The organism is Coprococcus sp. RTP31081st1_H1_RTP31081_211007 (assembly GCF_040227275.1).
Taxonomy (GTDB): domain Bacteria; phylum Bacillota; class Clostridia; order Lachnospirales; family Lachnospiraceae; genus Coprococcus; species Coprococcus aceti.
This window is the reverse complement of record NZ_JBEHVP010000008.1, coordinates 1-24,278: the sequence shown is the minus strand read 5'-3', so window position 1 is coordinate 24,278 and position 24,278 is coordinate 1. Positions and strand designations below refer to the sequence as shown.

General features: G+C 45.1%; 20 protein-coding genes and 2 tRNA genes. 20 read left to right on the top strand and 2 right to left on the bottom strand.

What is annotated here, in order from left to right:
* Positions 1 to 17 precede the first annotated feature (17 nt).
* Both bioB and ABUA31_RS11980 read left to right on the top strand, forming a co-directional pair.
* Positions 18 to 998 carry a biotin synthase BioB gene (gene bioB / locus ABUA31_RS11985; protein WP_349819022.1) on the top strand — a complete coding sequence of 327 codons (981 nt, stop codon included), beginning with the start codon at positions 18 to 20 and terminating at the stop codon, positions 996 to 998.
* Positions 999 to 1,101: 103 nt separating this feature from the next.
* Positions 1,102 to 1,680, top strand: a complete 579-nt coding sequence (locus tag ABUA31_RS11980; protein ID WP_349819021.1) for a hotdog family protein — start codon at positions 1,102 to 1,104, stop codon at positions 1,678 to 1,680.
* 89 nt (positions 1,681 to 1,769) lie between these two features.
* Here the strand turns inward: ABUA31_RS11980 and ABUA31_RS11975 are convergent, their stop codons facing one another.
* Positions 1,770 to 3,842 (bottom strand): GH25 family lysozyme, encoded by a 2,073-nt coding sequence (locus tag ABUA31_RS11975; RefSeq protein ID WP_349819020.1) that lies wholly within the window; start codon positions 3,840 to 3,842, stop codon positions 1,770 to 1,772.
* A 183-nt stretch (positions 3,843 to 4,025) separates the two neighbouring features.
* Entirely contained in the window at positions 4,026 to 6,608 is a 2,583-nt protein-coding gene (locus tag ABUA31_RS11970) for a fibronectin type III domain-containing protein (protein WP_349819019.1), read from the bottom strand.
* A 247-nt stretch (positions 6,609 to 6,855) separates the two neighbouring features.
* On the opposite strand from ABUA31_RS11970, the gene ABUA31_RS11965 reads away from it, so the two are divergent.
* The 18 genes from ABUA31_RS11965 (at position 6,856) to ABUA31_RS11880 (ending at position 24,173) form a co-directional block, all read left to right on the top strand.
* Positions 6,856 to 7,767, top strand: coding sequence for a DUF1189 family protein (locus ABUA31_RS11965; RefSeq protein WP_349819018.1), 912 nt, complete (start codon positions 6,856 to 6,858; stop codon positions 7,765 to 7,767).
* Positions 7,768 to 7,824: 57 nt separating this feature from the next.
* The gene (gene pyk, locus ABUA31_RS11960; RefSeq protein WP_022215812.1) at positions 7,825 to 9,570 is read left to right on the top strand and encodes a pyruvate kinase; all 1,746 of its coding nucleotides are present in this window, start codon (positions 7,825 to 7,827) and stop codon (positions 9,568 to 9,570) included.
* A 154-nt stretch (positions 9,571 to 9,724) separates the two neighbouring features.
* The gene (locus ABUA31_RS11955; RefSeq protein WP_055146429.1) at positions 9,725 to 11,086 is read left to right on the top strand and encodes a C40 family peptidase; all 1,362 of its coding nucleotides are present in this window, start codon (positions 9,725 to 9,727) and stop codon (positions 11,084 to 11,086) included.
* Between the two features lie 215 nt (positions 11,087 to 11,301).
* Positions 11,302 to 11,829: a ribosome hibernation-promoting factor, HPF/YfiA family gene (gene hpf / locus ABUA31_RS11950; RefSeq protein WP_022215810.1), complete on the top strand. Its 528-nt coding sequence runs from the start codon at positions 11,302 to 11,304 to the stop codon at positions 11,827 to 11,829.
* A 166-nt stretch (positions 11,830 to 11,995) separates the two neighbouring features.
* Complete coding sequence (secA, locus tag ABUA31_RS11945; RefSeq protein ID WP_015533855.1) at positions 11,996 to 14,569, top strand: preprotein translocase subunit SecA; 2,574 nt, start codon at positions 11,996 to 11,998, stop codon at positions 14,567 to 14,569.
* A 23-nt stretch (positions 14,570 to 14,592) separates the two neighbouring features.
* Positions 14,593 to 15,705, top strand: coding sequence for a peptide chain release factor 2 (gene prfB, locus ABUA31_RS11940; protein ID WP_055146426.1), 1,113 nt, complete (start codon positions 14,593 to 14,595; stop codon positions 15,703 to 15,705).
* Positions 15,706 to 15,831: 126 nt separating this feature from the next.
* The gene (locus ABUA31_RS11935) at positions 15,832 to 17,031 is read left to right on the top strand and encodes a homoserine dehydrogenase (protein ID WP_117874610.1); all 1,200 of its coding nucleotides are present in this window, start codon (positions 15,832 to 15,834) and stop codon (positions 17,029 to 17,031) included.
* A gap of 133 nt (positions 17,032 to 17,164) precedes the next feature.
* Entirely contained in the window at positions 17,165 to 18,370 is a 1,206-nt protein-coding gene (locus ABUA31_RS11930) for an aspartate kinase (protein ID WP_022215807.1), read from the top strand.
* A 202-nt stretch (positions 18,371 to 18,572) separates the two neighbouring features.
* On the top strand, positions 18,573 to 19,052 hold the full coding sequence (locus ABUA31_RS11925) for a deoxycytidylate deaminase (protein WP_015533858.1): 480 nt from the start codon (positions 18,573 to 18,575) through the stop codon (positions 19,050 to 19,052).
* A gap of 62 nt (positions 19,053 to 19,114) precedes the next feature.
* Positions 19,115 to 19,552 carry a tRNA (adenosine(37)-N6)-threonylcarbamoyltransferase complex ATPase subunit type 1 TsaE gene (tsaE, locus tag ABUA31_RS11920; protein ID WP_349819017.1) on the top strand — a complete coding sequence of 146 codons (438 nt, stop codon included), beginning with the start codon at positions 19,115 to 19,117 and terminating at the stop codon, positions 19,550 to 19,552.
* A complete protein-coding gene (tsaB, locus tag ABUA31_RS11915; protein ID WP_022215805.1) occupies positions 19,549 to 20,274 on the top strand; it encodes a tRNA (adenosine(37)-N6)-threonylcarbamoyltransferase complex dimerization subunit type 1 TsaB in 726 nt (241 codons plus the stop codon). Before tsaE ends, tsaB begins: the two co-directional genes overlap by 4 nt.
* Entirely contained in the window at positions 20,267 to 20,725 is a 459-nt protein-coding gene (gene rimI / locus ABUA31_RS11910) for a ribosomal protein S18-alanine N-acetyltransferase (protein ID WP_349819016.1), read from the top strand. The genes tsaB and rimI overlap by 8 nt, the downstream gene beginning before the upstream one ends.
* Positions 20,726 to 20,863: 138 nt before the next feature.
* Positions 20,864 to 21,079 (top strand): hypothetical protein, encoded by a 216-nt coding sequence (locus ABUA31_RS11905; RefSeq protein WP_117874613.1) that lies wholly within the window; start codon positions 20,864 to 20,866, stop codon positions 21,077 to 21,079.
* Positions 21,080 to 21,119: 40 nt separating this feature from the next.
* A complete protein-coding gene (locus tag ABUA31_RS11900; protein WP_015533863.1) occupies positions 21,120 to 22,034 on the top strand; it encodes a ribonuclease Z in 915 nt (304 codons plus the stop codon).
* Positions 22,035 to 22,061: 27 nt separating this feature from the next.
* On the top strand, positions 22,062 to 23,084 hold the full coding sequence (gene tsaD / locus ABUA31_RS11895; RefSeq protein WP_022215803.1) for a tRNA (adenosine(37)-N6)-threonylcarbamoyltransferase complex transferase subunit TsaD: 1,023 nt from the start codon (positions 22,062 to 22,064) through the stop codon (positions 23,082 to 23,084).
* Between the two features lie 54 nt (positions 23,085 to 23,138).
* Positions 23,139 to 23,912 (top strand): 2-C-methyl-D-erythritol 4-phosphate cytidylyltransferase, encoded by a 774-nt coding sequence (gene ispD, locus ABUA31_RS11890; protein ID WP_349819015.1) that lies wholly within the window; start codon positions 23,139 to 23,141, stop codon positions 23,910 to 23,912.
* Between the two features lie 46 nt (positions 23,913 to 23,958).
* A tRNA-Ser gene (locus ABUA31_RS11885) sits at positions 23,959 to 24,044 on the top strand.
* Positions 24,045 to 24,084: 40 nt separating this feature from the next.
* Positions 24,085 to 24,173, top strand: a tRNA-Ser gene (locus ABUA31_RS11880).
* Positions 24,174 to 24,278: the final 105 nt, after the last annotated feature.

Sequence of the window (24,278 nt, the reverse complement as noted above, 5' to 3'; positions counted from 1 at the left end):
AAAGAGGTAGGAATCATATGGGCAGAGAGTATGTAGAGGAGCTTAAGAACCGCGTGCTGAATGGTGGAGCGGAGATCACATATGATGAGGCTCTAAAGCTTGCACATGAGGATCTGGATATACTGGCGGCTTCAGCAAATGAGATAAGAGAGTATTTCTGCGGAGACCGGTGCGATGTGTGTTCGGTCATAAGCGTGAAGGAGGGCAGATGCACAGAGAACTGTAGATACTGTGCACAGTCCAGGATAGCGAAGAAGGATATACCAGAGATAAATCTGCTTGGTAATGAAGCGGTTACTGAGGGTGCATCGATTGACTATGACAAGGGAAGCTTCAGGTACTGCCTTGTGGCTGAGGGCAGGAGACTTTCAAAGCGGGAGGTTGAGCTTGCTGAGAAAACGGTCAAGGATATACACGACAATGTGGATATCAACATATGCGCGTCATTTGGCCTGCTGGATCAGGATGACATTACGAAGCTTAAGGGTGCGGGACTTACAATGATACACAATAACCTTGAGACATCACCTGCATATTTTCCGGAGGTGTGCACCAGTCACACCCAGGAACAGAAGAAGGCGACAATACGCGCTGCAAAGGCTGCGGGACTCATGGTGTGCAGTGGCAGTCTGTTCGGCATGGGCGAGACACTTGAGGACAGGGTGGCGCTTGCATTTGAACTCAGAGAGCTTGGCGTGGATTCGGTTCCGATGAACCTCCTCAATCCGAGGGAGGGGACGCCATTCTATGACAAGACACCTCTCACTGAGGAGGAGTACGTCAGAACGATAGCAGTATACAGATTTGTCATGCCCCAAGTCATGATAAGGCTTGCGGCTGGAAGAGGAAGATATGAGGACAACGGCGAGGCTGCACTTGCAGCCGGGGCAAATGCGGTCATAAGCGGTGACTTCCTGACCACCGATGGCACATCATTTGACCTTGACTTTGACATGATAAGAAGAAACGGATTTGTCACGGACAGAAAACATTCATAGACATTAGTGGGTGCTCCGTGCGCAAGGCAATTGGATGAGAAGGATTAACTGCACGCAAATAAGAGAATATAACATGCAGAATAAGTTTTAGAAGGAGAAGTATATGAAGATTTATGACAGGATCATGGGAATTGGAACAAAGATGACAGACATGGATGCATCCACATATCAGGGCGCATTTATAGGCAAGATATCCTACACAGTAGACAGAGAGAAGGCAGAGGCTGCCGACAGCATCACATATGAGTATGGTGATGTTAAGGAGAACGCATTCATGTACATACTCTCTATCCTTGGAAAGGTAGAGGGAGAAGAGACTCCTGTTGAGAAGATGACCATCACACTCGTAAAGGCATCAGACAAGGAGAAGGAGATCAAGAGAGTGGAGAAGACGGATTATGAGGACGAGAAGCCATTCCACACATTTACAAAGGAAGAGGTTTATGCATTCAGCAAGGAGACAGGAGACGAGAATAAGATCCACCTCACAGACCATCCTGTAGTTCAGGGAATGTTGCTCCTCCGCACAGCAGCATGTGCACACGAGGACCTGAAGAGACTTGATGTTAAGTTTGTAGAGCCTTCATACGCAGAGGAAGAGCTCATGTGGGGCAGCAATGGCAGAGAGCTTGTGCTTTATGCAGATGGCTATGTAAAGGCTTCATTCAAGGTTGTGAAATAGTTTCCGCTAACAGACGATCATTATGATAGATACAAAATAGGCGTCATACCTGATCAGGTATGATGCCTATTTTGTTGTTTGAATTAAGACTAGTTTATTCTTATGAAATCGGATCTTACATATCCGGTGTATTTCTTTGAGCCCTTGGTGTAAGTGATCTTATACCACGCATTCTTGCCGGAATATTTGCAGCCGCTGATCTTGACCTTTGATCCTCTGGCAAGTTCCCGGATGATACGTTTGTTGGTTCCTGCCCCTGCCCTGAGACGGACCTGGCTGTCAATGACTGTTCCGCTCAATGAGCTGGCTTTTGCGGGAGCTTTTGAAATGTCGCCATATACTATCGAACCATTGACATTCTTATATGCAAGAATCCTGTAGCCGAAGCCACTCTTCAAAGCAGGAAGTATACAACTGGTTGTTTTGTAAGAGGATATTTTCTTTACTCTTGTGTATTTGTTATGGGCAATATCATATTTGTATATGATGTAGCCGGATACATTTGAAAGCTTCTGCCAGTGCAGACAGCGATACGAACCGATAGGAGTATACTTAAATGAAGATGTAAAGGTTCGTGGCTTTGTACATTTGCTGAACTCCAGGCGGTTGCTGTACATGATCACACCGTTGTATTCATAATACGCCCTCACGCCGAATTTGTATGTTGTGGCGGGAGAAAGTCCGGTAAAGTTATAACTTCTGGATTCGTCGCCTATGCATCTTGCAATTCTGTCATATTTACCAGTGGACGTGTTGTATTTGTACACGAAATAGCCTGTGACTCCGGAAATCTTGCTCCAGCGGACATTAATGGAACTGGAAGTCCTGTCTGCTATTGCGGCCTGGGTAGGCATGTCCGGGGCGGTATCGAAGATTGGAGGTTCAGGATCTGTCGATGCAGTTACAGCTTCTGCATAGGTGGCGGTGCAGCTATATTCTTGCGAGTAAGCTCCGTATACAGTGCCGGTATTTAATTTATGGTATCCGCGCACCATGTAGGTATATTTTTTACCGCTGGTGAGACCGTTATCAGTGTAGGTCAGAGTTCCAGCCCCCTTTGTTGTTCCGATCGACACATATTTTCCTTCGGCCTCATCGTAACGAACTATTTGATAACCATATACCTCCGGAACCTTATTCCATGTGAGGGTTATGGATGAGTTGGTCGATGACTTAAATGTGAGTTCTGTAGGTGCTGCCGGTGTATTTACATATTTGAAATCGAGATCCGTCGGATAGCTTATTCCGGCGACGGTTCCGTTGTCATCGTACTGCCAATATGAATGAGTGGCGGTCAGCGTGTCTGAATCGTTGTACTGCGCATTCCATATCGGGTATTTGTTGTTTATACTGGTGATCTTCATGTCATCGGTTATAACACTTTTGCTCGCATACAGCATGCCCACGTAGCCGCTTGCTTCCACTGTACTGCAAAAAGTGTTGATGACCGTGGTGGCAGCACTTTTGGACAGGTGCGCATTGTAGAGCCTGCCGGTCAGTCCACCCTCCCATGCGTATTCGTAGTCCATGACGATGGGAAGTGTCAGGTTGTAAGAGGATACGATGTTCAAGGTGTATGCCGCCTCCTGCCTGGCCTCGGCGGCGTTTATGGCCTGAGAGTAGAAGTACGCTCCGACATCAATCCCTGCCGCAGTTGCATTCTTGACATTCTCAGCAAATTTGGAGTCGACGAAATATGCACCTGAGCCATAGTACCTTCCTCCAGCCCTGATAAAGGCAAATGTAACGCCGCTGGATTTTACCTTTCTCCAGTTGATGGAACCGTTCCACTCCGATACATCTATCCCCTTCATGACAGTGGAGTTCTTGAACTGGGATGCGTGTGTATATGTTGTCGATGAGAGCGTGGCAACACCATAAGGATTAGCGCTGTCTGACTGCTTTTGCAACTGCCTTATCGTCTCAGGATCGTTGCCGTAAAGACTATATATGTGGTCGATCTCGGCATCGCTCAACTGAGTGTAGTCAAAGTTACCTTCATCCACAACCTCCTGGACCTCAGATCTGGTCGATGATGTTGAGATGGTGGAGGTGTCAGCCGCGTATACTGTGGCAGAGTCGAAGATATTATCTGCCGCAGTCAGTATAAATATTCCAAGGGAAATAATAAAAAGTTGTTTAGATAATCGTTTTATTCTCATGTAAGCCTCCTAATACAAATGTTACGATTATATTACAAAAAGATTATTAAAATATTATTAAAATATTATTAATAAAAGGCCTGCATGAGAAAAATATTGAGAAAAAATATAAAAAAAATAGGGAAAAGCAGGAGATACATAGTATGTATGCTTTTCCCTATTTTAATTGTATAAGAATCAGAATTACTTGACACGTATGAAATCAGATCTTATATAGCCCGTATATTTTCTGGAGCCTCTGGTGTATGTGACCTTATACCAGATATATCTTCCAGACTTTGCGTAGCCGGAGATCTTGACCTTTGAACCCCTTGCAAGCGTTCTGACTACTCTGCTGTTTGTTCCGGCTTTTGCACGGAGGTTTACGCTGCTGTCAGTGATCGTTCCGGTAAGAGATGTATTCTTGATCGGTGCTTTTGAAATTGCACCGTAGTATATCTTGCCGTTGTACTTCATGTAAGCAAGAACACGGTAACCGTAGCCTCTTCTGAGGTTAGGAACAAAACAGAAATTTGTCTTGTTGGATGTTATCTTCTTAACTCTTGTGTATTTGTTTGCCTTCTGATCATACTTGTATACGATGTAGCCGTCAGCGTATGACAGCTTTGACCACTGGAGGAATCTCTGCGATCCAAGTGGTGTGTATTTGAAGGATGACGTAAAGGTTGCCGGGAGAGTGCAGGAGCTGAAATCCTTGCGGTCACTGAAGCCTGTGAATCCATTCCGCTCTGTGTATGCTCTCACTCCAAATTTGTATTCTTTTCCGGCTTTAAGTCCTGTAAATGTGTATGTTCTGTTGCTGCTTCCGCTGATACGTGCCACCTGCTCAAATGACTTGCTGGACGTATTATATTTGTATACCGTGTAGCCTGTGGCATCAGATATCTGTGTCCATCTTATGGTCACGGAATTGGCTGTCCTTGATGCGGTTGCGATCTGGGAAGGAACAGCAGGTCCGGTAAATCCGCTCACTGCGCTGGCTGTCTCTGTGTAGTGGTATGTTCCATTTTTCTTGTAATATGCACATACCGTGTAGCTGTACTCAGTTGAATGAGGAAGTCCCTTGTGTGTGTATGTGTCAGTAGACTTGGAAGAGATCTTTGCAAGCCTTGTCCAAGTAGCATTGGATGGCTCCCATACATATACGATGTATCCGTCAACATTTTCCTGCTTATTCCACTTCAGTGTAAGTGAGCTTGTGTAGGCTGAAGTGATCTTGAGCCCTGTAACCTCGCCTGGGTCGGTGGTTATGGTCTTGGCATCTGATAGAACGTGCCAGATGGTGTTGGTATCAGTTGTTGTGTATGCGCGTACCTTGTAGTTATATTTTGTGCCAGGATTGAGCTGGCTGTCGGTAACCTCGCAGTCGTCAGGAGAATTGGTCGTGGCAATCGTCTCGTAGCTGCCTGATGAACCGTTGCTTCTGTATACTCTGTATCCTGTTGCTGCAGGGATAGGTGACCATGAAAGTTTTACAGATGTAGGCGCTGTAACTGCAGCCGCAAAGTTCTCTATGGTATCAGCTATTGTAATGCCGGTACACTCTGCTGAGTAGGTTCCGTAGATGGCTCCTGAGCTCAATTTGTAATATCCGCGTACCTTGTATGTATACTTTTTACCGTCCTGAAGATTCTTATCTGTAAATGTAGTCGTTCCGGCACCCTTGGCAGTTCCCACGGAGACGTATTTATCTTCGGAGCTGTCGTAACGTACTATCTGGTAAGCATAGACCTCAGGGATCTTCGTCCATGTCAGTGTGATAGTGGAGTCTGTGCACGCTGACTGTGTCAGAGATGAAGGCGCGGCAGGAGATTTGACATATCTGAAATTCATATCAGTTGCATTGCTGATTCCTGACACCTTGCCGACGTCGCTGTACTGCCAGTATGAATGTTTCACTGTGAGAGTGTCCGTGTCGTTGTACTGGGCATTCCATATAGGATATGACTGTGCGATCGAAGATGCGTTCATGTCGTCTGTGATGACAGTCTTGCTGGCGTAGATCATGCCTACGTAGCCCTTTGATTCAACTGCCGCACAGAATGCTTTTATGACATGTGTAGCTGCACTCTTGGAAAGGTGGGCGTTGTACAGACGACCGCTCAGACCTCCATCTTCCCATGCGTATTCATAATCCATGACAACGGGATAAGTTATGTTGTAGCCTGAGATCAGGTCGGTAGTGTATTTGGCTTCTGTCTTGGCCTCCGATGTGCTGATGGCCTGTGAGTAGAAGTACACACCCACGTCAACACCTGCATTCAGTGCATTTTTGATATTATCCTTGTATGTAGAATCGATGAAATATTTTCCTGAACCGTAGTAGCGTCCGCCCACACGTATGAATGCGTAGGATATTCCTGCGGCTTTAACCTTTTTCCAGTTGATGTTGTCGCCGTTCCACTCGGATACGTCTATGCCCTTGATGACTTTGTAGCCATCGAACATGGAAGAGTGGGTATATCTGGCACTCAGCGTAGCTATATCGCCGGTGGCGTTGTAATCGGATTGACGCTGGAGCTGTTTGATGGTTTCGGGATCGTTATTATACAACTCGTATATGTGATCGATCTCTGTACCGTCAAGCTCTGTGTAGTCGAAGTTTCCATCGTCCACCACCTGCTGTACATCCTCCCTCGTTGATGTAACGCTTATGTCGGACATGTTTGCGGCATAGGCTGTTTCGGGCACGTTGCCGGCAAATGCGAATACACTTATACCCAGAGCAGCGCCCAGAATTATCCTAGTAAATTTTCTGATAATCATGAATTCCTCCCGTTTTGTAAAAAGTTTTGAGCACAGTTTACATAATATAATGTACGCTATGAAAAGTCAATAAAACTGCACTGATTTGTTACGAATATATTACAAAATGCTTATTAAAATCCAGCTAAAACATAAAGCCTGAATGAAAAACAAGAAAAAAGTCGGTAAAGGTTGATGTTTTTCATATTAAATACATAAAGTCTATGTTATAATTAGCAGGCATATGAAATTTGGAGGACAATAACTGTTGGATGATAAAAAAAGAGTTGGATTTTTAGGCGCGTTGAAGAACATGTTCGTAGGTGTCGCAAAACCGGAAGCTTATTACAGAAATGGACGATTTGGACGGATGTCATCGGCGATGCTGATAACATTTATCATGAGCACACTGACTTATCTGGTGATATTCTTTATTCCATATAACCAGTTGTTTGGCGGCGGAAGGTTTGCGGACAGGATAGACCGGAATATGGAGGATTTTTCACTGACCGGAGATGGCTTTTACTACGATGGGACATTCGACTGGTCGGATGATGAGAACATGTCCTACATAAAGATCGACACATCGAAGACGAAAGTGGATGAAGCTGTTGCAAGAGACCTTGCTGCAGACGGCGGGTATCGTACCGTATTCATCATATCAGCGGATGAGATACTCACATATAACTCAGGAAGAACACAGATCATAAGATGTAAGGATATATATGAATCCCTGAATGAGACATATGGATTCAAGGCTGTTACAAAGCAGGATGTGATCAATCTCATAAATAAGCTCGACACACCAGTGCTTGTGCTTGCATGGGTATTGCAGATAATTGTTGGATTTGTGCTCACGTTGTTCTGGTCACTGCTTATAACGGTAGCGGGACTGATAGCGGCATCCATGAAGAAGATCGAGGTATCATTTGGCACTATTTACAAATCTGCCATATATATAAGGTTATTATGGTATTTCCTCATGATGGTCATTGCAACATACATATGGCCGGCGAAGAGAACGATGGGGATGCTGGCGCTTTTCATATCTGTGATATACATATTTGCCGCTGTATCGCAGTATCATAAGAATAACCCGGATGACGATCCACAGGAAGGTCCGGCACAGGTAGAACAGAATGATCTGGCGCAAGAATTTGCCCAGTATGAGCAAAGGTAAATAATTATAGAAGACACATTCAAATACAATATATAAAACAGTAGGAGGAGTATTCATATGAATTTGAGAAAGACAAAGATAATTTGTACATTGGGACCGGCGACGGACGATGATGAGGTGCTCAGAAAGCTCATGATCGAAGGTATGGATGTTGCCAGATTCAATTTTTCTCATGGTGATCATGCCCAGCACAGGAAGAACAAGGACAGAGTGGAGAAGCTTCGTGAGGAGCTTGGACTTCCGGTTGCAACACTGCTTGATACTAAGGGCCCGGAGATAAGAGTTGGGGACTTCAAGGAGGGCAAGGTTGAACTCGTAGAAGGACAGACATTTACACTGACGACAGAGGATGTGGTGGGCGACCAGGCAAAGGTATCCATTACATACAAGAATCTTGTGAACGATGTCAAGCCGGGAGATACCATACTCATCGATGACGGCCTTATAAATATGAAGATAGAGAAGGTTACTGATAAAGATATCGTGTGCCGCGTAGAGAATGGCGGACCTGTATCAAACCACAAGGGTGTAAATGTTCCAAGAGTTAACCTCACCATGCCATACATAAGCGATGTAGACAGGGCGGATATAATCTTTGGTATTGAGAATGATTTCGATTTCATCGCTGCATCATTTGTAAGATCAGCCGACGATATACTTGAGATCAGGAAGATCCTTGACGAGTATGAGTGTGACAATATCAATATCATCGCCAAGATTGAGAATATGCAGGGCGTTGACAATATAGACGACATAATCAGAGTGTCCGATGGAATCATGGTCGCAAGAGGAGATATGGGTGTTGAGATACCTCTTGAGGATGTGCCTATCATCCAGAAGATGATCATCAAGAAGGTATACAATGCGGACAAGCAGGTCATAACAGCTACACAGATGCTTGACTCCATGATGATACATCCAAGACCTACCAGAGCAGAGGCGACAGATGTTGCAAATGCCATATATGACGGAACAAGTGCAATCATGCTCTCAGGAGAGACCGCAGCGGGCAAGTATCCGGTTGAGGCTCTTCACACCATGAAGACCATCGCAGAGAGAGCAGAGCGAGACATAGATTACAACAAGAGATTCTTCAACAGGGATGCAGTGCAGAATCCTGATATAACGAGTGCTATATCACATGCGACATGTACAACGGCCATAGACCTTGCAGCGGCAGCCATCATCACTGTTACCAAGTCAGGAAAGACAGCGAGAATGCTCTCAAAGTACAGACCAAAATGTCCGATCATCGGATGTACCCCTGTTAAGAAGGTTGCCAGACAGATCAATCTTTCATGGGGAGTTCAGCCTCTTCTTATAGGTGAGGAGAACAACACTGACGATCTCTTCGAGCATGCTGTTGATGCGGCAAAGAAGCACGGCTATGTTAAGGACGGTGAGGTGACTGTAATCACCGCCGGAGTCCCACTTGGCGTGACCGGCACGACAAACCTGATAAAGGTACACGTTGTAGGACATATCCTTGTAAAGGGCTTCTCTATAAATGAGAGATCTGCAACCGCACCGCTCTGTGTATGCGAGTCAGAGGATGAGCTCATCAAGAACTATAAGGATGGAGACATAATCGTCATAAATGAGACCAGCAACAGGATCATGGATCAGCTCAAGACTGCATCTGCGATCGTGTGTGAGAAGAACGGTGGCAATTCACATGCTGCCATAGTCGGACTCAGCCGTGACATACCTGTTATCCTGGGTGCACAGAACGCGACCAAGATACTTAAGTCTGGCGCTATAGTTACTGTAAATGGCGAGGATGGAGTTGTAATTTCAAACTAGTATATGTAACAAATATGTAACAAAAAATAAATACAAACGTATAAAACAACGCCTCCTGTGTTGACAAATGTAATCATTATTGCTATACTACAATAGATTTGTAACAAAGATGTAATAATTGTTGCGTTAAGATCAGCACAGGAGGTTTTTTATAATGTCTAAAGCAAAGTCATTTAAGAAGACTATAGTTGTTGCTGCAGCGGCAGGAATGATGATCACCACTTCCATAGGAACGGTGAGCGCGGGACAGATATACAGCGATTCAACTGTAGGTATTTCATCTGCATTTGACAGATATGCTAACACCCTTGCGGGCAATGATAAAAACGCAGGCGATGCTGCAAAGGCGGCAACGTCCACAGATGCACAGAAGACTACAGCATCCGCAGGAAAGAATGCTGCGGAGGCTAAGAAGGACAAGACAAGCGAAGAGAACAAGGTGAAATATCCTGATTTCAAGGATAAGTGTCTTGTTGCCACCGAGGATTATGTGAATATAAGATCGGGAGCCGGAACTGATTCAGATGTAGTTGGTATCATAGGGAACAATGGAATAGCAACCATAGAGAAGAAGGGCAAGGAGTGGACCAAGGTCACATCAGGTGACTGTACAGGATATATAAGGAATGACCTGCTTCTTTTTGGAGATGATGCGGGAGCCTATGCCGAGGCGAACTGTCCGAAGCAGGTAACTGTCAATACAGAGACACTCAACGTAAGAACAGAGGCTGATGTGAACTCCGACTGTATAACACAGGTTGGATCAGGCCAGAGCTTTGATGTCATATCACAGGATGATAAATGGGTGCAGATAGCACTTGACGACGAGACGAATGGTTATGTCAGCACTGAATTTGTAGATGATACATATGCATTTGCAACTGCCAAGTCCATGGAGCAGATCCAGGCAGAGCTTGATGCGAAGGCTGCGGAAGAAAAGGCGGCAGAGGAGCAGGCAAGACAGGAACAGGAGAGCGCAGACGAGGCAGAAGCTGAGGACGCATCAGATGACAGCCAGAGCACAGAGGATGATTCCTACACGCCAGATCAGCCGGATACAGATTCTGCAGACCAGTCATCGGATACATCAGACGACACATCATCTGACAGCAGCGATTCAGACGATTCACAGAACAATGTAGTGGCACCGAGCGGCCAGACAGGAATAGACCTTGCGAACTTTGCAACACAGTTTGTGGGTAATCCATATGTATATGGCGGATCGAGCCTTACGGATGGAGCTGACTGTTCAGGCTTTGTCATGGCTGTATACGCTCAGTTTGGATATTCACTTCCACACTCAGCGGGAGCACAGTCACAGTATGGAACAAGAGTAGACACTTCAAGTCTTGAGCCTGGAGACATACTTTTCTATGGAGACAGCTCTATAGAGCACTGCGCTATATATATCGGAGACGGAATGATAGTACATGCCAGCACAGAGGAGACCGGTATCAAGATATCCTCTGCATTCTACAGAGATCCGCTCTGTGCAGTCAGAATCATAGGACAGTAGACAAGCTGTATATAATAGGGTATAATGAATACATTGAAGCGCACATGGTATACATGTGCGCTTTTTGTGTAAAATGGCGAAAACATGACAGCGAAAATAAATAAAGTTGTCAATATGCACATAAAAATACGTCAAATATATTGAAAAAAAGACTCGTTGTGGTATAATGGTCATATCAATTTGGATCATATCCAAAAAAGAAGGAGTTGGGCATCATGAATTACATAATCAGCGGTAAGAACATTGAAGTTACAGAAGGACTTAGAAATGCAGTACAGGACAAGCTCTCAAAGCTTGAGAAGTACTTTGCGGCTGATACTGGCGCACAGGTCACATTCAGCGTTGAGAAAGATAGACAGAAGATAGAGGTAACGATTCCTATGAAGGGACATATCATCAGAGCCGAGCAGGTTAGTGATGACATGTATGTTTCGATCGATCTCGTTGTAGAGGTTATTGAGAGACAGGTTACCAAGCATCGTAAGAAGCTCATTGACAAGGAGCAGAATGTAGCATACCTGAACGATGCATTTGTCGACGAGGACGTTGAGGATGATGACGATATCAAGATCGTGAGAACTAAGAAGTTCGAAGTAAAACCTATGTATCCAGAGGATGCATGTATCCAGATGGATCTGCTTGGACATAATTTCTATGTATTCAGGAATGCAGAGTCAGATGAGGTCAATGTCGTATACAAGAGAAAGGGCGGCACATACGGAATCATCGAGCCTGAATATTAAGATCAGATATTGGCAAAAGCACGGTTAATATAAGTGCCGATGATAATTGAATATAGTATTTTAAAGGAGACTTTCGGTTATAGAAGGTCTCCTTTTTGCTTGATATAAATGTCATATGATGTTAGAATGTACCCTGAATAACGATAGCTAGGAGGTCAAAAACAACATGGGTTTGTTTGAGAAAATATTTGGAACGCACAGCGAGAAGGAATTGAAAAAGATCAATCCTATAGTTGATGCGATAGAGGCACTCGACGAGAAGATGCAGGCACTTTCAGATGAAGAGCTGAGGGGCAAGACACAAGAGTTTAAGGACAGACTTGCTGCCGGCGAGACGTTAGACGATATATTGGTAGAAGCATTTGCGGTTGTGAGAGAGGCTGCATACCGTGTACTTGGAATGAAGCATTACAGGGTACAGCTCATAGGAGGAATAGTTCTCCATCAGGGAAGAATCGCAGAGATGAGAACGGGAGAAGGAAAGACACTTGTATCAACACTTCCTGCTTATCTGAATGCCCTTGAAGGAAAGGGTGTCCATGTTGTAACTGTCAACGACTACCTGGCAAAGCGAGATGCTGAATGGATGGGGCAGGTGCATGAATTCCTCGGACTTAAGGTAGGAATCATACTCAACAGTTCCACAACAGACGAGAGACGTGAGGCGTATAACTGCGATATTACATATGTTACCAACAACGAGCTCGGTTTCGATTACCTGAGAGATAACATGGTAATCTACAAGGAGAAGCTTGTTCTGAGAGATCTTCACTACTGTGTAATCGATGAGGTGGATTCAGTTCTTATCGATGAGGCACGTACTCCTCTTATCATATCCGGTCAGAGCGGCAAGTCTACAGAGCTCTACAAGATGTGTGATTACCTTGCGAGACAGATGAAGCGAGGTGAGGGTGATGGAGAGATATCCAAGATGGATATGCTCATGAAGACAGAGATAGAGGAGGATGGAGATTTCCTTGTAAATGAGAAGGACAAGTACGTCATGCTCACTGCAAATGGTGTGAAGATGGTAGAGCAATTCTTCCATATTGACAACCTCTCAGACCCTGAGAACATGGAGATCCAGCACAATATCATCCTGGCACTCCGTGCACATAACCTCATGTTCAGAGACAGAGATTATGTGGTGAAGGATGATGAGGTACTCATCGTTGATGAGTTTACCGGACGTATCATGCCCGGACGTAGATTCTCAGATGGTCTGCATCAGGCTATAGAGGCAAAGGAGAATGTAAAGGTCAAGAGAGAGAGCAAGACTCTTGCAACGATCACATTCCAGAACTTCTTCAACATGTTTGACAAGAAGGCAGGTATGACAGGTACAGCCCAGACAGAGGAAGAGGAGTTCAGAGAGATCTATGGAATGGACGTTGTTGTCATTCCTACGAACAGACCTATACAGAGAATAGATCAGCCGGATTCTATATTTAAGACTAAGAAAGAAAAGCTCAATGCGATCGTTGAGCAGATTAATATAAGTTACAGAAAGGGACAGCCGGTGCTTGTCGGTACGATCAATATCGACGCATCAGAGGAACTCAGTCATATGCTGTCCAAGAGAAAGATACCTCACAAGGTGCTCAATGCCAAGTTCCACGAGCTTGAGGCTGAGATAGTTGCAGACGCTGGACAGAAGAATGCGGTAACCATCGCGACTAACATGGCAGGACGTGGTACTGATATCAAGCTCGGCGAGGGTGTTGCAGAGCTCGGAGGACTCAGGATCATCGGTACAGAGAGACACGAGAGCAGACGTATCGATAATCAGCTCCGTGGACGTTCAGGACGACAGGGAGATCCGGGAGAGTCAAAGTTCTATCTGTCACTGGAAGATGATCTGATGAGACTTTTCGGATCAGAGAGAGTTATGTCAGTGTACGATACCCTTAAGATACCTGAGGGCGAGGAGATAGAGCATAAGACTATTTCCAACTTCGTAGAGAAGGCACAGAAGAAGATCGAGGGTAACAACTTTGCCATAAGAAAGAATCTTCTTGAGTATGACCGTGTTAACAACGAGCAGAGAGAGATCATTTACAAGGAGCGTAGACGAGTTCTTGACGGCGAGAACATGCACGAGGTTATCCTCAAGATGATAAAGGATGATATAAATGCAGCAGTAGATCAGGTATGCTCATCAGAGACAGCACCTGAGGATTGGAATCAGGTAGAGCTGGATGACATGATAAGGGGCATAGTTCCATTTGCTGAGCCGGTTACACTTACCGAAGAGGAGATCAAAAAGGCAGATATCAGCGAGCTGAAGGACAGACTGTACAATGAAGCTCTTGAGCTCTATGCTGCCAAGGAGGAAGAGATCGGTGATCCTGATCAGATGAGAGAGATCGAGCGAGTTATACTCCTCAAGACTATAGATAGAAAGTGGACAGATCATATCGACGACATGGATAATCTGAGACAGGGAATCGGACTTAGATCACTTGGCCAGAGAGATCCTGTTGTAGAATACAAATTCGCAGGATATGACATGTTCAATGACATGACAGCAGCGATCCGTGAGGATACTGTAAAGCTTCTTCTCAGAATAAAGGTTGAGCAGAAGATTGAGCGTGAAGAGGTGAATAAGGTTACAGGAACCAATAAGGATGACACAGTGTCAAGGGGACCTGTAAAGAAAGCCAAGAAGATAGGCAGAAATGATCTCTGTCCATGCGGAAGCGGTCTGAAGTATAAGAACTGCTGCGGTAAGAACGCATAAATACGTGATACAGGAGAAACCAAGTGATAGAATTGGATGAGTTCAGGGCGACGATGGCCTCCTATAGGGATCCCTTGGGGGAGGTCAAGTCATCCCTTGACATTGAAAACAAGACAGACAGAATAGCAAAGCTTAATTATGAGATGGAACAGCCGGATTTCTGGGATGATATCGACAGATCCCGTGAGGTATCGAAGGAACTGAAGGGACTTCAGGATCTGGTTGAAAACTATAAGAAGCTTGAAAATGACTATGTGGATATAGATACACTGATCCTGATGGCGGAGGAGGAGAATGATCCGAGTCTTGTGCCTGAGATAGGGGAGCAGATAGATATATTTACGAAGGAATTTGAGGAGTATAGGATAAATCTTCTCTTCACTGACGAGTTTGATGACTGTAATGCGGTACTCACACTCCATTCAGGAGAGGGCGGAACGGAGTCCTGCGACTGGGCGAGTATGTTGTACAGAATGTATACCAGATGGGCAGAAAAGCACGGCATGAGTGTTGAGGTGCTCGATTTCCTTGAGGGCGATGAGGCTGGTATAAAGTCTGTGACCATTCAGATAAATGGGCAGCATGCGTACGGATATCTCAAGTCAGAGAAGGGAGTGCACAGACTGGTAAGAATATCACCATTCAATTCGGCCGGCAAAAGAATGACTTCGTTTGCATCCTGTGATGTCATACCGGATATAGAGCAGGATTTGGAGATAGAGATCAGGGATGAAGATATAAGGATAGATACCTATAGATCGAGCGGCGCAGGTGGCCAGCATATCAATAAGACATCATCGGCCATCAGAATCACACATTATCCTACCGGTATAGTTGTTCAGTGCCAGAATGAGAGATCACAGCTCATGAACAAGAATAAGGCTATGCAGATGCTGAAGTCCAAACTTTATCTATTGAAGAAACAGGAGAATCTGGAGAAGATTTCGGACATCCGCGGAGAGGTAACTGACAATGGTTTTGGAAGTCAGATAAGATCGTATGTGCTCCAACCGTATACCATGGTCAAGGATAAACGTACATCCTATGAGAATTCAAATGTATCGGCGGTTCTCGATGGAGATCTTGATGGATTTATGACAGCCTATCTCAAATGGGTGAATAAGGTTGAGGTGTAGCAGCACATGAGAGTCATTTGATGATAAGAAATTAGTCTTTGACAATGACGCTTTATACTGATAAAGTAATGACGTACTAAACTTGCATTATTATGCAGAAAAAGGAGATAAGAAGGAGATAAAAACATGGTGAATATAGCAGTATTAGGTTATGGTACAGTGGGTTCAGGAGTTGTGGAAGTGATTAACACCAACCATGATATTGTTAACAAGAGAGCTGGACAGGAGATAAACGTTAAGAGAGTGCTTGATCTCAGGGAGTTTCCTGGGGATCCTGTCGAGAATATTCTCACCCATGATTTTGAAGATATACTTAACGATGATGATATAAGCGTCGTTGTGGAGGTTATGGGAGGTGTTGAGCCTGCATATACATTTGTCAAGAAGTGCCTGCTTGCCGGAAAGAGTGTGGCAACCTCCAACAAGGAGCTTGTGGCCGTTCATGGACCTGAGCTTATAAAGATTGCCAGAGAGAGCAATATCAATTTCTTCTTTGAAGCATCAGCAGGCGGTGGAATTCCTGTTATAAGACCACTTAACACATCCATAACTGCGGATGATGTTACGGAGATCACAGGAATACTCAATGGTACAACGAATTACATCCTAACCAAGATGGATAAAGAGGGGGCTGACTATGCGACAGTGCTGAAGCAGGCACAGGAGCTCGGATATGCGGAGCGCAATCCTGAGGCTGATGTAGAGGGTGGCGATGCGTGTAGAAAGATAGCTATACTTACATCTCTCGTATATGGCAAGAACCTGGATTACAACAGGATACATATGGAGGGAATAACCAGGATAACAACAGATGATTTCAAGTATGCGGATAAGATGGGTTACTCTGTAAAACTTGTCGGAACAACCAGAAAAACAGACGGCAAGCTATATTCATATGTTGCCCCGGTCATGCTTCCACATGACAATCCGCTGGCAAAGATAGATGATGTATACAATGGCATACTTGTACATGGTAATGCACTTGACGACGTAATGTTCTACGGCAAGGGCGCCGGAAAGCTTCCAACAGCGTCTGCGGTTGTATCAGACGTTATTGATGCAGTGAAGAATGCGGGAAGACATGTTCCTATCATATGGGAGGACGAAGAACTTGAGATGGGTACATTTGCGGACTCAGAGAGCAGATTCTTTGTCAGAACAGATGAGAAGAATGAGGCTGCCATCAAGGCGGTATTTGGTGATGTTGAGTATGTCGATTCTGATCTCGATGAAAAGGCATTTGTTACAGCAGTGATCACAGAGGGTGAATTTGAGGCATGTTGCAATAAGATTGGTGTCAAGAGTGCTCTTAGAGTGCTGGATTAGTACAATATTATTCAATGACCTTGCAATCCTAGTCGAATTGCGGTATTTTACAAAAGGCTTATTTCTTTTTACCGGACCGCTCCGGTGAAGAGTTAAATATACAAATTTTCAAATGAGCGATCAGGAGGACAATATGTTAATAGTAAAGAAGTTTGGTGGTACTTCTGTTGGAAATACCGAAAGAATCTTTAACGTGGCCAAAAGATGTATTGAGGATTGGCAGAGGGGGAACGACGTAGTCGTAGTTCTGTCTGCGATGGGTAAATACACAGATGAGCTGATAGATATGGCTAAGCAGGTAAATGAGAATCCACCTAAGAGAGAGATGGATATGCTTTTTACAATAGGTGAACAGATGTCCGTATCGCTTATGGCTATGGCTATGAATTCTCTTAAAGTTCCTGCAATCTCTCTGAACGCATTCCAGGTGGCAATGCATACAACTTCAGTGTATGGCAATGCGCGTCTGAAGAGAATCGATGTTGAGAGAATAAGACATGAGCTGGAGCAGAGAAAGATAGTTATTGTCACAGGATTCCAGGGAATTAACAAGTATGACGATTACACAACTCTTGGTCGTGGTGGTTCAGATACAACAGCTGTTGCACTTGCAGCGGCACTTAACGCTGATGCGTGTGAGATATACACAGATGTGGATGGAGTATATACAGCAGATCCACGTAAGGTAAAGACCGCACGTAAGCTGGATACGATAACATACGATGAGATGCTTGAGCTTGCTACACTTGGAGCAGGCGTTCTGCACAACCGTTCAGTTGAGCTTGCAAAGAAGTTCGGCGTTCAGCTGGTTGTTCGTTCAAGTCTCAATTTTTCAGAGGGTACAATAGTTAAGGAGGATACTGGAATGGAGAAGATGTTAGTTAGTGGAGTTGCAGCGGATGCAGATTCAGCGAGAGTGGCAGTTGTAGGATTAGAGGACACACCGGGTGTTGCATTCAAGCTTTTCAACCTGCTTGCAAAGAATGACATCAATATAGATATGATACTGCAGTCAGTAGGAAGACATGGAACAAAGGATATTACATTCACATGTAGTGATGAGAATGCAGACAAAGCAGAGGAGATCATCAAGAACAACATAGGCAAGTTTGAGAGCATAGATGTCAACAAGAATGTTGCAAAGGTTTCTATCGTTGGTGCAGGAATGCAGTCAAATGCAGGTGTTGCAGCCAAGATGTTCGAGGCTCTTTATGATGAGAACATCAACATCAGAATGATCTCAACATCAGAGATCAGAGTTACAGTTCTCATCGACGAGCAGTATACAGAGCGCGCAATGAACGCGATCCATGACAAGTTCGCACTCGGCGATCGTTAATTCTAACAGAATCATATGAAGTTCTGTTCTGCAGGACCTTACAATATACGCCGGGGGAAACTCCGGCGTAAATTATCATAAGGGGGAACCGCCGTTAAGGCGGGGGATTCCTTATGATGAAGCAGACGCCGCGCGAAGCGCTTTTCATGCGGCTGCACCCGTATAAGGCGGGAACATAAAAGAATTTGAAAGGAGTCAGGGTATGAAGAGAACAGATTACATATCGTGGGATCAGTATTTTATGGGCATTGCGATGATGTCGGCAGAGAGAAGCAAAGACCCGTCAACGCAGGTTGGTGCGTGTATAGTGGACAAGAACAACAGAATTCTGTCCATGGGATATAATGGTATGCCGGCAGGATGCGACGATGACACAATGCCGTGGGGAAAGTCCGGAGCCCCGCTTGACAACAAATATTTCTATGTATGCCACGCGGAGCTGAACTCCATTCTTAATTACAGAGGTGGCAATCTCAAGGATGCGATCATATATTCTACTCTGTTCCCGTGCAATGAATGTGCCAAAGCTATTATTCAGTGCGGTATAAAGGAAGTAGTGTATATGTCAGACAAGTATGCGATGACAGAGAGCACCATAGCCTCCAAGAAAATGTTTGACATGGCTGGTGTTGCATACAGGCCATTTGAAGCAAAAGGCAGGAAGATCACGCTCAATCTTTAGAAGTAACAGAATAGTTCCGGAATACCGGAGAGAACACATATGTATGACAGACAGGAGAGAATATGGTCATAGAGAGTAATAGCAAGGAAGAAACCTACAATGCAGGAGTACAGCTTGGACAGAATGCAGCTTCTGGCCAGGTGTACTGTATATATGGAGATCTGGGAGTTGGCAAGACGATAATATCCCAGGGGGTGGCAGCTGGACTTGGAATCACTGAAGTGGTGAACAGCCCGACTTTCACTATTGTGAAGGAGTATGACGAGGGCAGATTGCCTCTGTATCATTTTGACGTGTACAGGATCGGCGATGTAGACGAGATGGATGAGATAGGCTACAATGAGATGGTGTATGGAGATGGAGTATGTCTTATAGAGTGGGCTAACCTCATCGAGGAGATATTACCTGACACATATACCAGAATCGACATAGAGAAGGACCTTTCAAAGGGCCTTGATTACAGGCGTATTACGATAGAAGAGAGGCATGATCAGATATGAAGATCTTAGCATTTGACAGCTCAGGACTTGTGGCGAGCGTTGCCATAGTCGAGAACAATAATTTGATAGCTGAATATACAACCAACTACAAGAAGACACATTCCCAGACACTGCTTCCTATGCTGGAAGAGATCGTGAAGATGACAGAGACGGACAAAGAGAGTTTTGATGCGCTGGCTGTTGCTGCCGGACCGGGATCATTTACAGGACTCAGAATAGGCTCAGCGACGGTCAAGGGACTTGCACTTGCATGGAATATACCGGTTATTGCGGTGCCGACACTTGAGGGGCTTGCATACAATGTGTGGGGAACTGACAGACTTATCTGCCCTATCATGGACGCGAGAAGAAAACAGGTGTATACGGGACTTTATAGTTTTAACAGTGATGACAGGCTTGAGACGATAATGGATCAGACTCCTATGGATATTGCTGACCTTATAGACCAACTCAATGAGAGAGGGGAAAAGGTTATATTTGTGGGAGATGGAATAGATGTGTATGCTGATGTTTTAAAAGAGAAGATGACGGCAGACTACGCATTTGCTCCGGCACACATGAATAAGCAGAGAGCTGGCTCGGTGGCAGCCGCAGCCCAGGTGAGATATGCAGCCGGACAGTATGAGGAGGGGGATACATTTGCCCCTGAATATCTCAGACAGTCACAGGCAGAGCGGGAGAGAGCTGAAAAGGCAAAACTGGAGAATGATGGACATGAATAGCTGTTTTTCCCATGTACGCCCGAGACTGGCAGATATGAAAGACCTGGCCGGGATAGCTGCACTTGAGATGGCGGTGTTTTCGCATCCGTGGAATGAGGAGATGGTGTCCTCATCTATACAGGGGACGTACGATCATGTCAAGATCCTTGAAACTTCTGAAGGAGAAATCGCCGGCTATATCATATATTCGGCGGTGTGTGACAGTGCAGATCTGCTCAGGGTAGCAGTGGATGCCGGATCAAGACGTCGTGGCATCGGCTGTAAGCTGATGGAAGCCATGATCGATGACTGCAAGGACAGGAATGTGCAGAGCATATTTCTGGAAGTCAGGGAATCCAACGCTGTTGCGATAGCTATGTATGAGCAGTTTGGATTTATAAAAATTTCTACAAGAAAAAAATACTACGACTCACCGGTGGAGGATGGTCTGGTTATGCAAAAACAGTTGTAGTAATAGATATATGCAGAATATACAGTGCGTGGAGACCACATTTGCACGGCTGGAAAACATTGTCGGTATATTCTGTGAAGGATCTAGCTTATAATCAGACTCATAACAGGGCTGCATACAGTCGGACAGGAGATAAATATGAGTGAGATCAGATGTAATAGGTGTGGAAGGATAATTGTATTTGGAGATATGCATAACAAGGAGGATTACGTCCTTATTCAGAAGGAATGGGGGTATTTCTCACACAAGGATGGCAGAAAATACACACTCAGGATGTGTGAGGACTGTTACGACAGACTTGTAAATGAATGTGTCATACCTCCAAGGATAGATGATGTGACAGAGTATGCATAGAGTATGCATATAGACTCTGCCTTAGAAATGGAGATAGAAGATGATAGACGTATGTCTTTTGGGGACCGGAGGGATGATGCCGCTGCCATACAGGGCACTTACATCTCTCGTGGTCAGATATAACGGACACGAGATGCTGATAGACTGCGGAGAGGGAACCCAGACCTCAATGCGTCAGCAGGGCATGATAGGCTTTAAGCAGATAGATGTGATCTGCTTCACACATTTTCATGCAGATCATATAAGCGGATTGCCGGGGCTGCTGCTCACGATAGGCAATGCCGAGAGAACGGAGCCACTTCTTATGGTTGGCCCAAAGAGACTTGAGAAGGTAGTCAATTCCCTCAGGGTTATAGCGCCTGAGCTTCCGTTTGAGATCAGGTTCCAGGAGCTCTCGGAGGCTGAGGAGAGCTTTATGTGGGAGGATCTCAGGGTGGATGCATTCAGGGTGAATCACAATGTGACATGTTATGGATATTCCCTTTCGCTTCCAAGAACAGGAAAATTCAGCGTGGACAGAGCTAGAGAGAATGAGATTCCAATGAAATACTGGAATGGCTTGCAGAAGGGCAACACATACGAGGAGGATGGACACATATATACTCCTGATATGGTGCTTGGTCCTGACCGCAAGGGCCTGAAGCTCACATACTGCACAGATACCAGACCGACCCCCCTTATAGAGAAGTATGCAGCCGGATCAGATTTGTTCATATGCGAGGGCATGTACGGCGAAAAGGAGAAAGAGATAAAAGCCATAGAGCATAAGCATATGATGATGCAGGAGGCTGCGGCCATAGCGGCAAAGGCAGATGTGGGGGAGATGTGGCTTACACATTACAGTCCGTCGATGGCAAAACCGGCGGTGTTTATGGATGAGATAAGAGAGATATTCCCGAGAACTATTGCAGCAAAGGACAGGACGACAACAACGCTCAAGTTTTCGGAGGAGTAGAATAGATCGACAAAGGTGAGATGAATTATGGAGAAAGATGTAAAGATACTGGCTATAGAATCCTCATGTGATGAGACATCCGCAGCGGTTGTTGTGAATGGAAGAAACGTACTGTCAAATATAATATATTCACAGATAGATATCCATACACTTTATGGAGGCGTTGTGCCGGAGATAGCTTCGCGAAAGCACATAGAGAAGATTACACAGGTCATAAGACAGGCGCTCAAAGAGGCAGAGTGCACACTGGATGACATAGATGCGGTTGCAGTCACATATGGACCGGGGCTTGTTGGCGCTCTTCTCGTTGGTGTGGGAGCAGCCAAGGCCATAGCATTTGCAAAAGATATACCACTTGTTGGTGTGCATCATATAGAAGGTCATATCGCAGCGAATTATATAGAGAACAAGGAGCTTGAGCCTCCGTTCATGTGCCTTGTTGTGTCAGGAGGTCACACACATCTTGTAAAGGTAGTCGATTACGGCAAGTTTGAGATACTGGGAATAACCAGGGATGATGCGGCAGGAGAGGCATTTGACAAGGTAGCAAGGGCTATAGGACTGGGTTACCCGGGAGGACCGAAGATAGATCGTAAGGCGAAGGAGGGCAACCCTGACGCTATAGAATTTCCAAGGGCAAAGGTGGCAGAATCAGCCTATGACTTCAGCTTCAGTGGCCTGAAGTCCGCAGTGCTCAACTATATCAATCAGGCTCATATGAGAGACGAGCAGATCAATGAGGCCGATGTGGCAGCATCGTTCCAGAAAGCAGTAACGGAAGTGCTCACAGAGCATGCGGTTGCTGCGGCAAAGGAATACCATATGGATAAGATAGCCATAGCTGGCGGAGTTGCGTCCAATTCTGCTCTCAGAGCCAGCATGAAGGCGGCCTGTGAGAAGGCTGGGCTTACATTGTATCATCCATCGCCGATACTGTGCACGGACAATGCGGCCATGATAGGTGCGGCGGGATACTACGAATACATAAATGGAACAAGACATGGATGGGATCTGAATGCCATACCAAACCTCAAGCTGGGTGAGAGATAACCAGCCTGGTCAAGTGTGTGATGGTGTCAGACTACTACTAGGGAGAAGATGAACATGGGCGATGCGGATAATGCTGATTACAAGGAATCAAATATAGAAATCTTTGATACAGTGGATGAAGTAAAGGTCACGGCAATAGTCCTTGCAGCCGGAAAGGGCAGCAGGATGCACAGCGATATACCTAAGCAGTTTATGACGCTGGGGGATTATCCCGTACTGTATTATTCGCTCAAGGCCTTTCAGGACAGTTCGGTTGATGACATAATTCTTGTCACAGGTGAGGATTATGTAGAATATTGCAGAAATGACATAGTAGACAGGTACAACATCACCAAAGTCAGGAAGATCGTGACCGGTGGGGCAGAGCGCTATGACTCCGTACATAATGGACTTATTGCGGCGGATGGTGCGAAGTATGTACTCATCCATGATGGTGCGAGACCATGCATAACCCAGAAAATCATCACAGATTCTATAGATGCAGTAAAGATATATTCTGCGTGTACAGTGGGTGTACCTGTGAAGGATACCATCAAGATAGTAGATGAGGATCAGATGGGAGTGGATACTCCTGATAGATCCAGGCTGTGGCAGGTTCAGACTCCACAGAGTTTTAACAGGGAACTTCTGCTTACCTGTTATGATGGACTGGCGCATGACAAATGTCAGGTTATAACGGATGACACAATGATAGTGGAGCGTTATAGCAGCGTCAGAACGAAGGTGATAATGGGGGCGTATGAGAACCTGAAAATCACCACTCCTGAGGATTTAAAAATTGCTTCAAATTTTTTGAAAAAAGATGTTGACACAAAGATGGTAAAGTGATAATATGTACAAGTCGCCGGTTGATGGCGACGAACAAAAACAACTTGGAGAGATATCGAAGCGGTCATAACGAGGCGGTCTTGAAAACCGTTTGTCCGAAAGGGCGCGAGGGTTCGAATCCCTCTCTCTCCGCTGACTTTCATACATAATGAAAGTTCAAGCGCTTGATACTGGAGAAGTACCCAAGCGGTTGAAGGGGCTCCCCTGGAAAGGGAGTAGGCCGTTAATAGCGGCGCGAGGGTTCAAATCCCTCCTTCTCCGTTAGACATACTTAGTATCAGAGCTATATAAGAACCTTGAAAAATTAACAACATGACAACCCTGAAATTCCAAACAAGAATTTCAAGAACGTCGGATCAGAGATGA

Excerpts from the sequence above, each read along its gene's own strand:
- ABUA31_RS11955 (WP_055146429.1), top strand. The coding sequence starts at position 9,725 with ATGTCTAAAGCAAAGTCATTTAAGAAGACTATAGTTGTTGCTGCAGCG.
- tsaB (WP_022215805.1), top strand. The coding sequence starts at position 19,549 with ATGAAGATCTTAGCATTTGACAGCTCAGGACTTGTGGCGAGCGTTGCC.
- ABUA31_RS11935 (WP_117874610.1), top strand. The coding sequence starts at position 15,832 with ATGGTGAATATAGCAGTATTAGGTTATGGTACAGTGGGTTCAGGAGTT.
- tsaD (WP_022215803.1), top strand. The coding sequence starts at position 22,062 with ATGGAGAAAGATGTAAAGATACTGGCTATAGAATCCTCATGTGATGAG.
- ispD (WP_349819015.1), top strand. The coding sequence starts at position 23,139 with ATGGGCGATGCGGATAATGCTGATTACAAGGAATCAAATATAGAAATC.
- ABUA31_RS11970 (WP_349819019.1), bottom strand. The coding sequence starts at position 6,608 with ATGATTATCAGAAAATTTACTAGGATAATTCTGGGCGCTGCTCTGGGT.
- ABUA31_RS11975 (WP_349819020.1), bottom strand. The coding sequence starts at position 3,842 with ATGAGAATAAAACGATTATCTAAACAACTTTTTATTATTTCCCTTGGA.
- rimI (WP_349819016.1), top strand. The coding sequence starts at position 20,267 with ATGAATAGCTGTTTTTCCCATGTACGCCCGAGACTGGCAGATATGAAA.
- secA (WP_015533855.1), top strand. The coding sequence starts at position 11,996 with ATGGGTTTGTTTGAGAAAATATTTGGAACGCACAGCGAGAAGGAATTG.
- ABUA31_RS11930 (WP_022215807.1), top strand. The coding sequence starts at position 17,165 with ATGTTAATAGTAAAGAAGTTTGGTGGTACTTCTGTTGGAAATACCGAA.
- pyk (WP_022215812.1), top strand. The coding sequence starts at position 7,825 with ATGAATTTGAGAAAGACAAAGATAATTTGTACATTGGGACCGGCGACG.
- ABUA31_RS11980 (WP_349819021.1), top strand. The coding sequence starts at position 1,102 with ATGAAGATTTATGACAGGATCATGGGAATTGGAACAAAGATGACAGAC.
- ABUA31_RS11925 (WP_015533858.1), top strand. The coding sequence starts at position 18,573 with ATGAAGAGAACAGATTACATATCGTGGGATCAGTATTTTATGGGCATT.
- bioB (WP_349819022.1), top strand. The coding sequence starts at position 18 with ATGGGCAGAGAGTATGTAGAGGAGCTTAAGAACCGCGTGCTGAATGGT.
- ABUA31_RS11900 (WP_015533863.1), top strand. The coding sequence starts at position 21,120 with ATGATAGACGTATGTCTTTTGGGGACCGGAGGGATGATGCCGCTGCCA.
- hpf (WP_022215810.1), top strand. The coding sequence starts at position 11,302 with ATGAATTACATAATCAGCGGTAAGAACATTGAAGTTACAGAAGGACTT.
- ABUA31_RS11905 (WP_117874613.1), top strand. The coding sequence starts at position 20,864 with ATGAGTGAGATCAGATGTAATAGGTGTGGAAGGATAATTGTATTTGGA.
- tsaE (WP_349819017.1), top strand. The coding sequence starts at position 19,115 with ATGGTCATAGAGAGTAATAGCAAGGAAGAAACCTACAATGCAGGAGTA.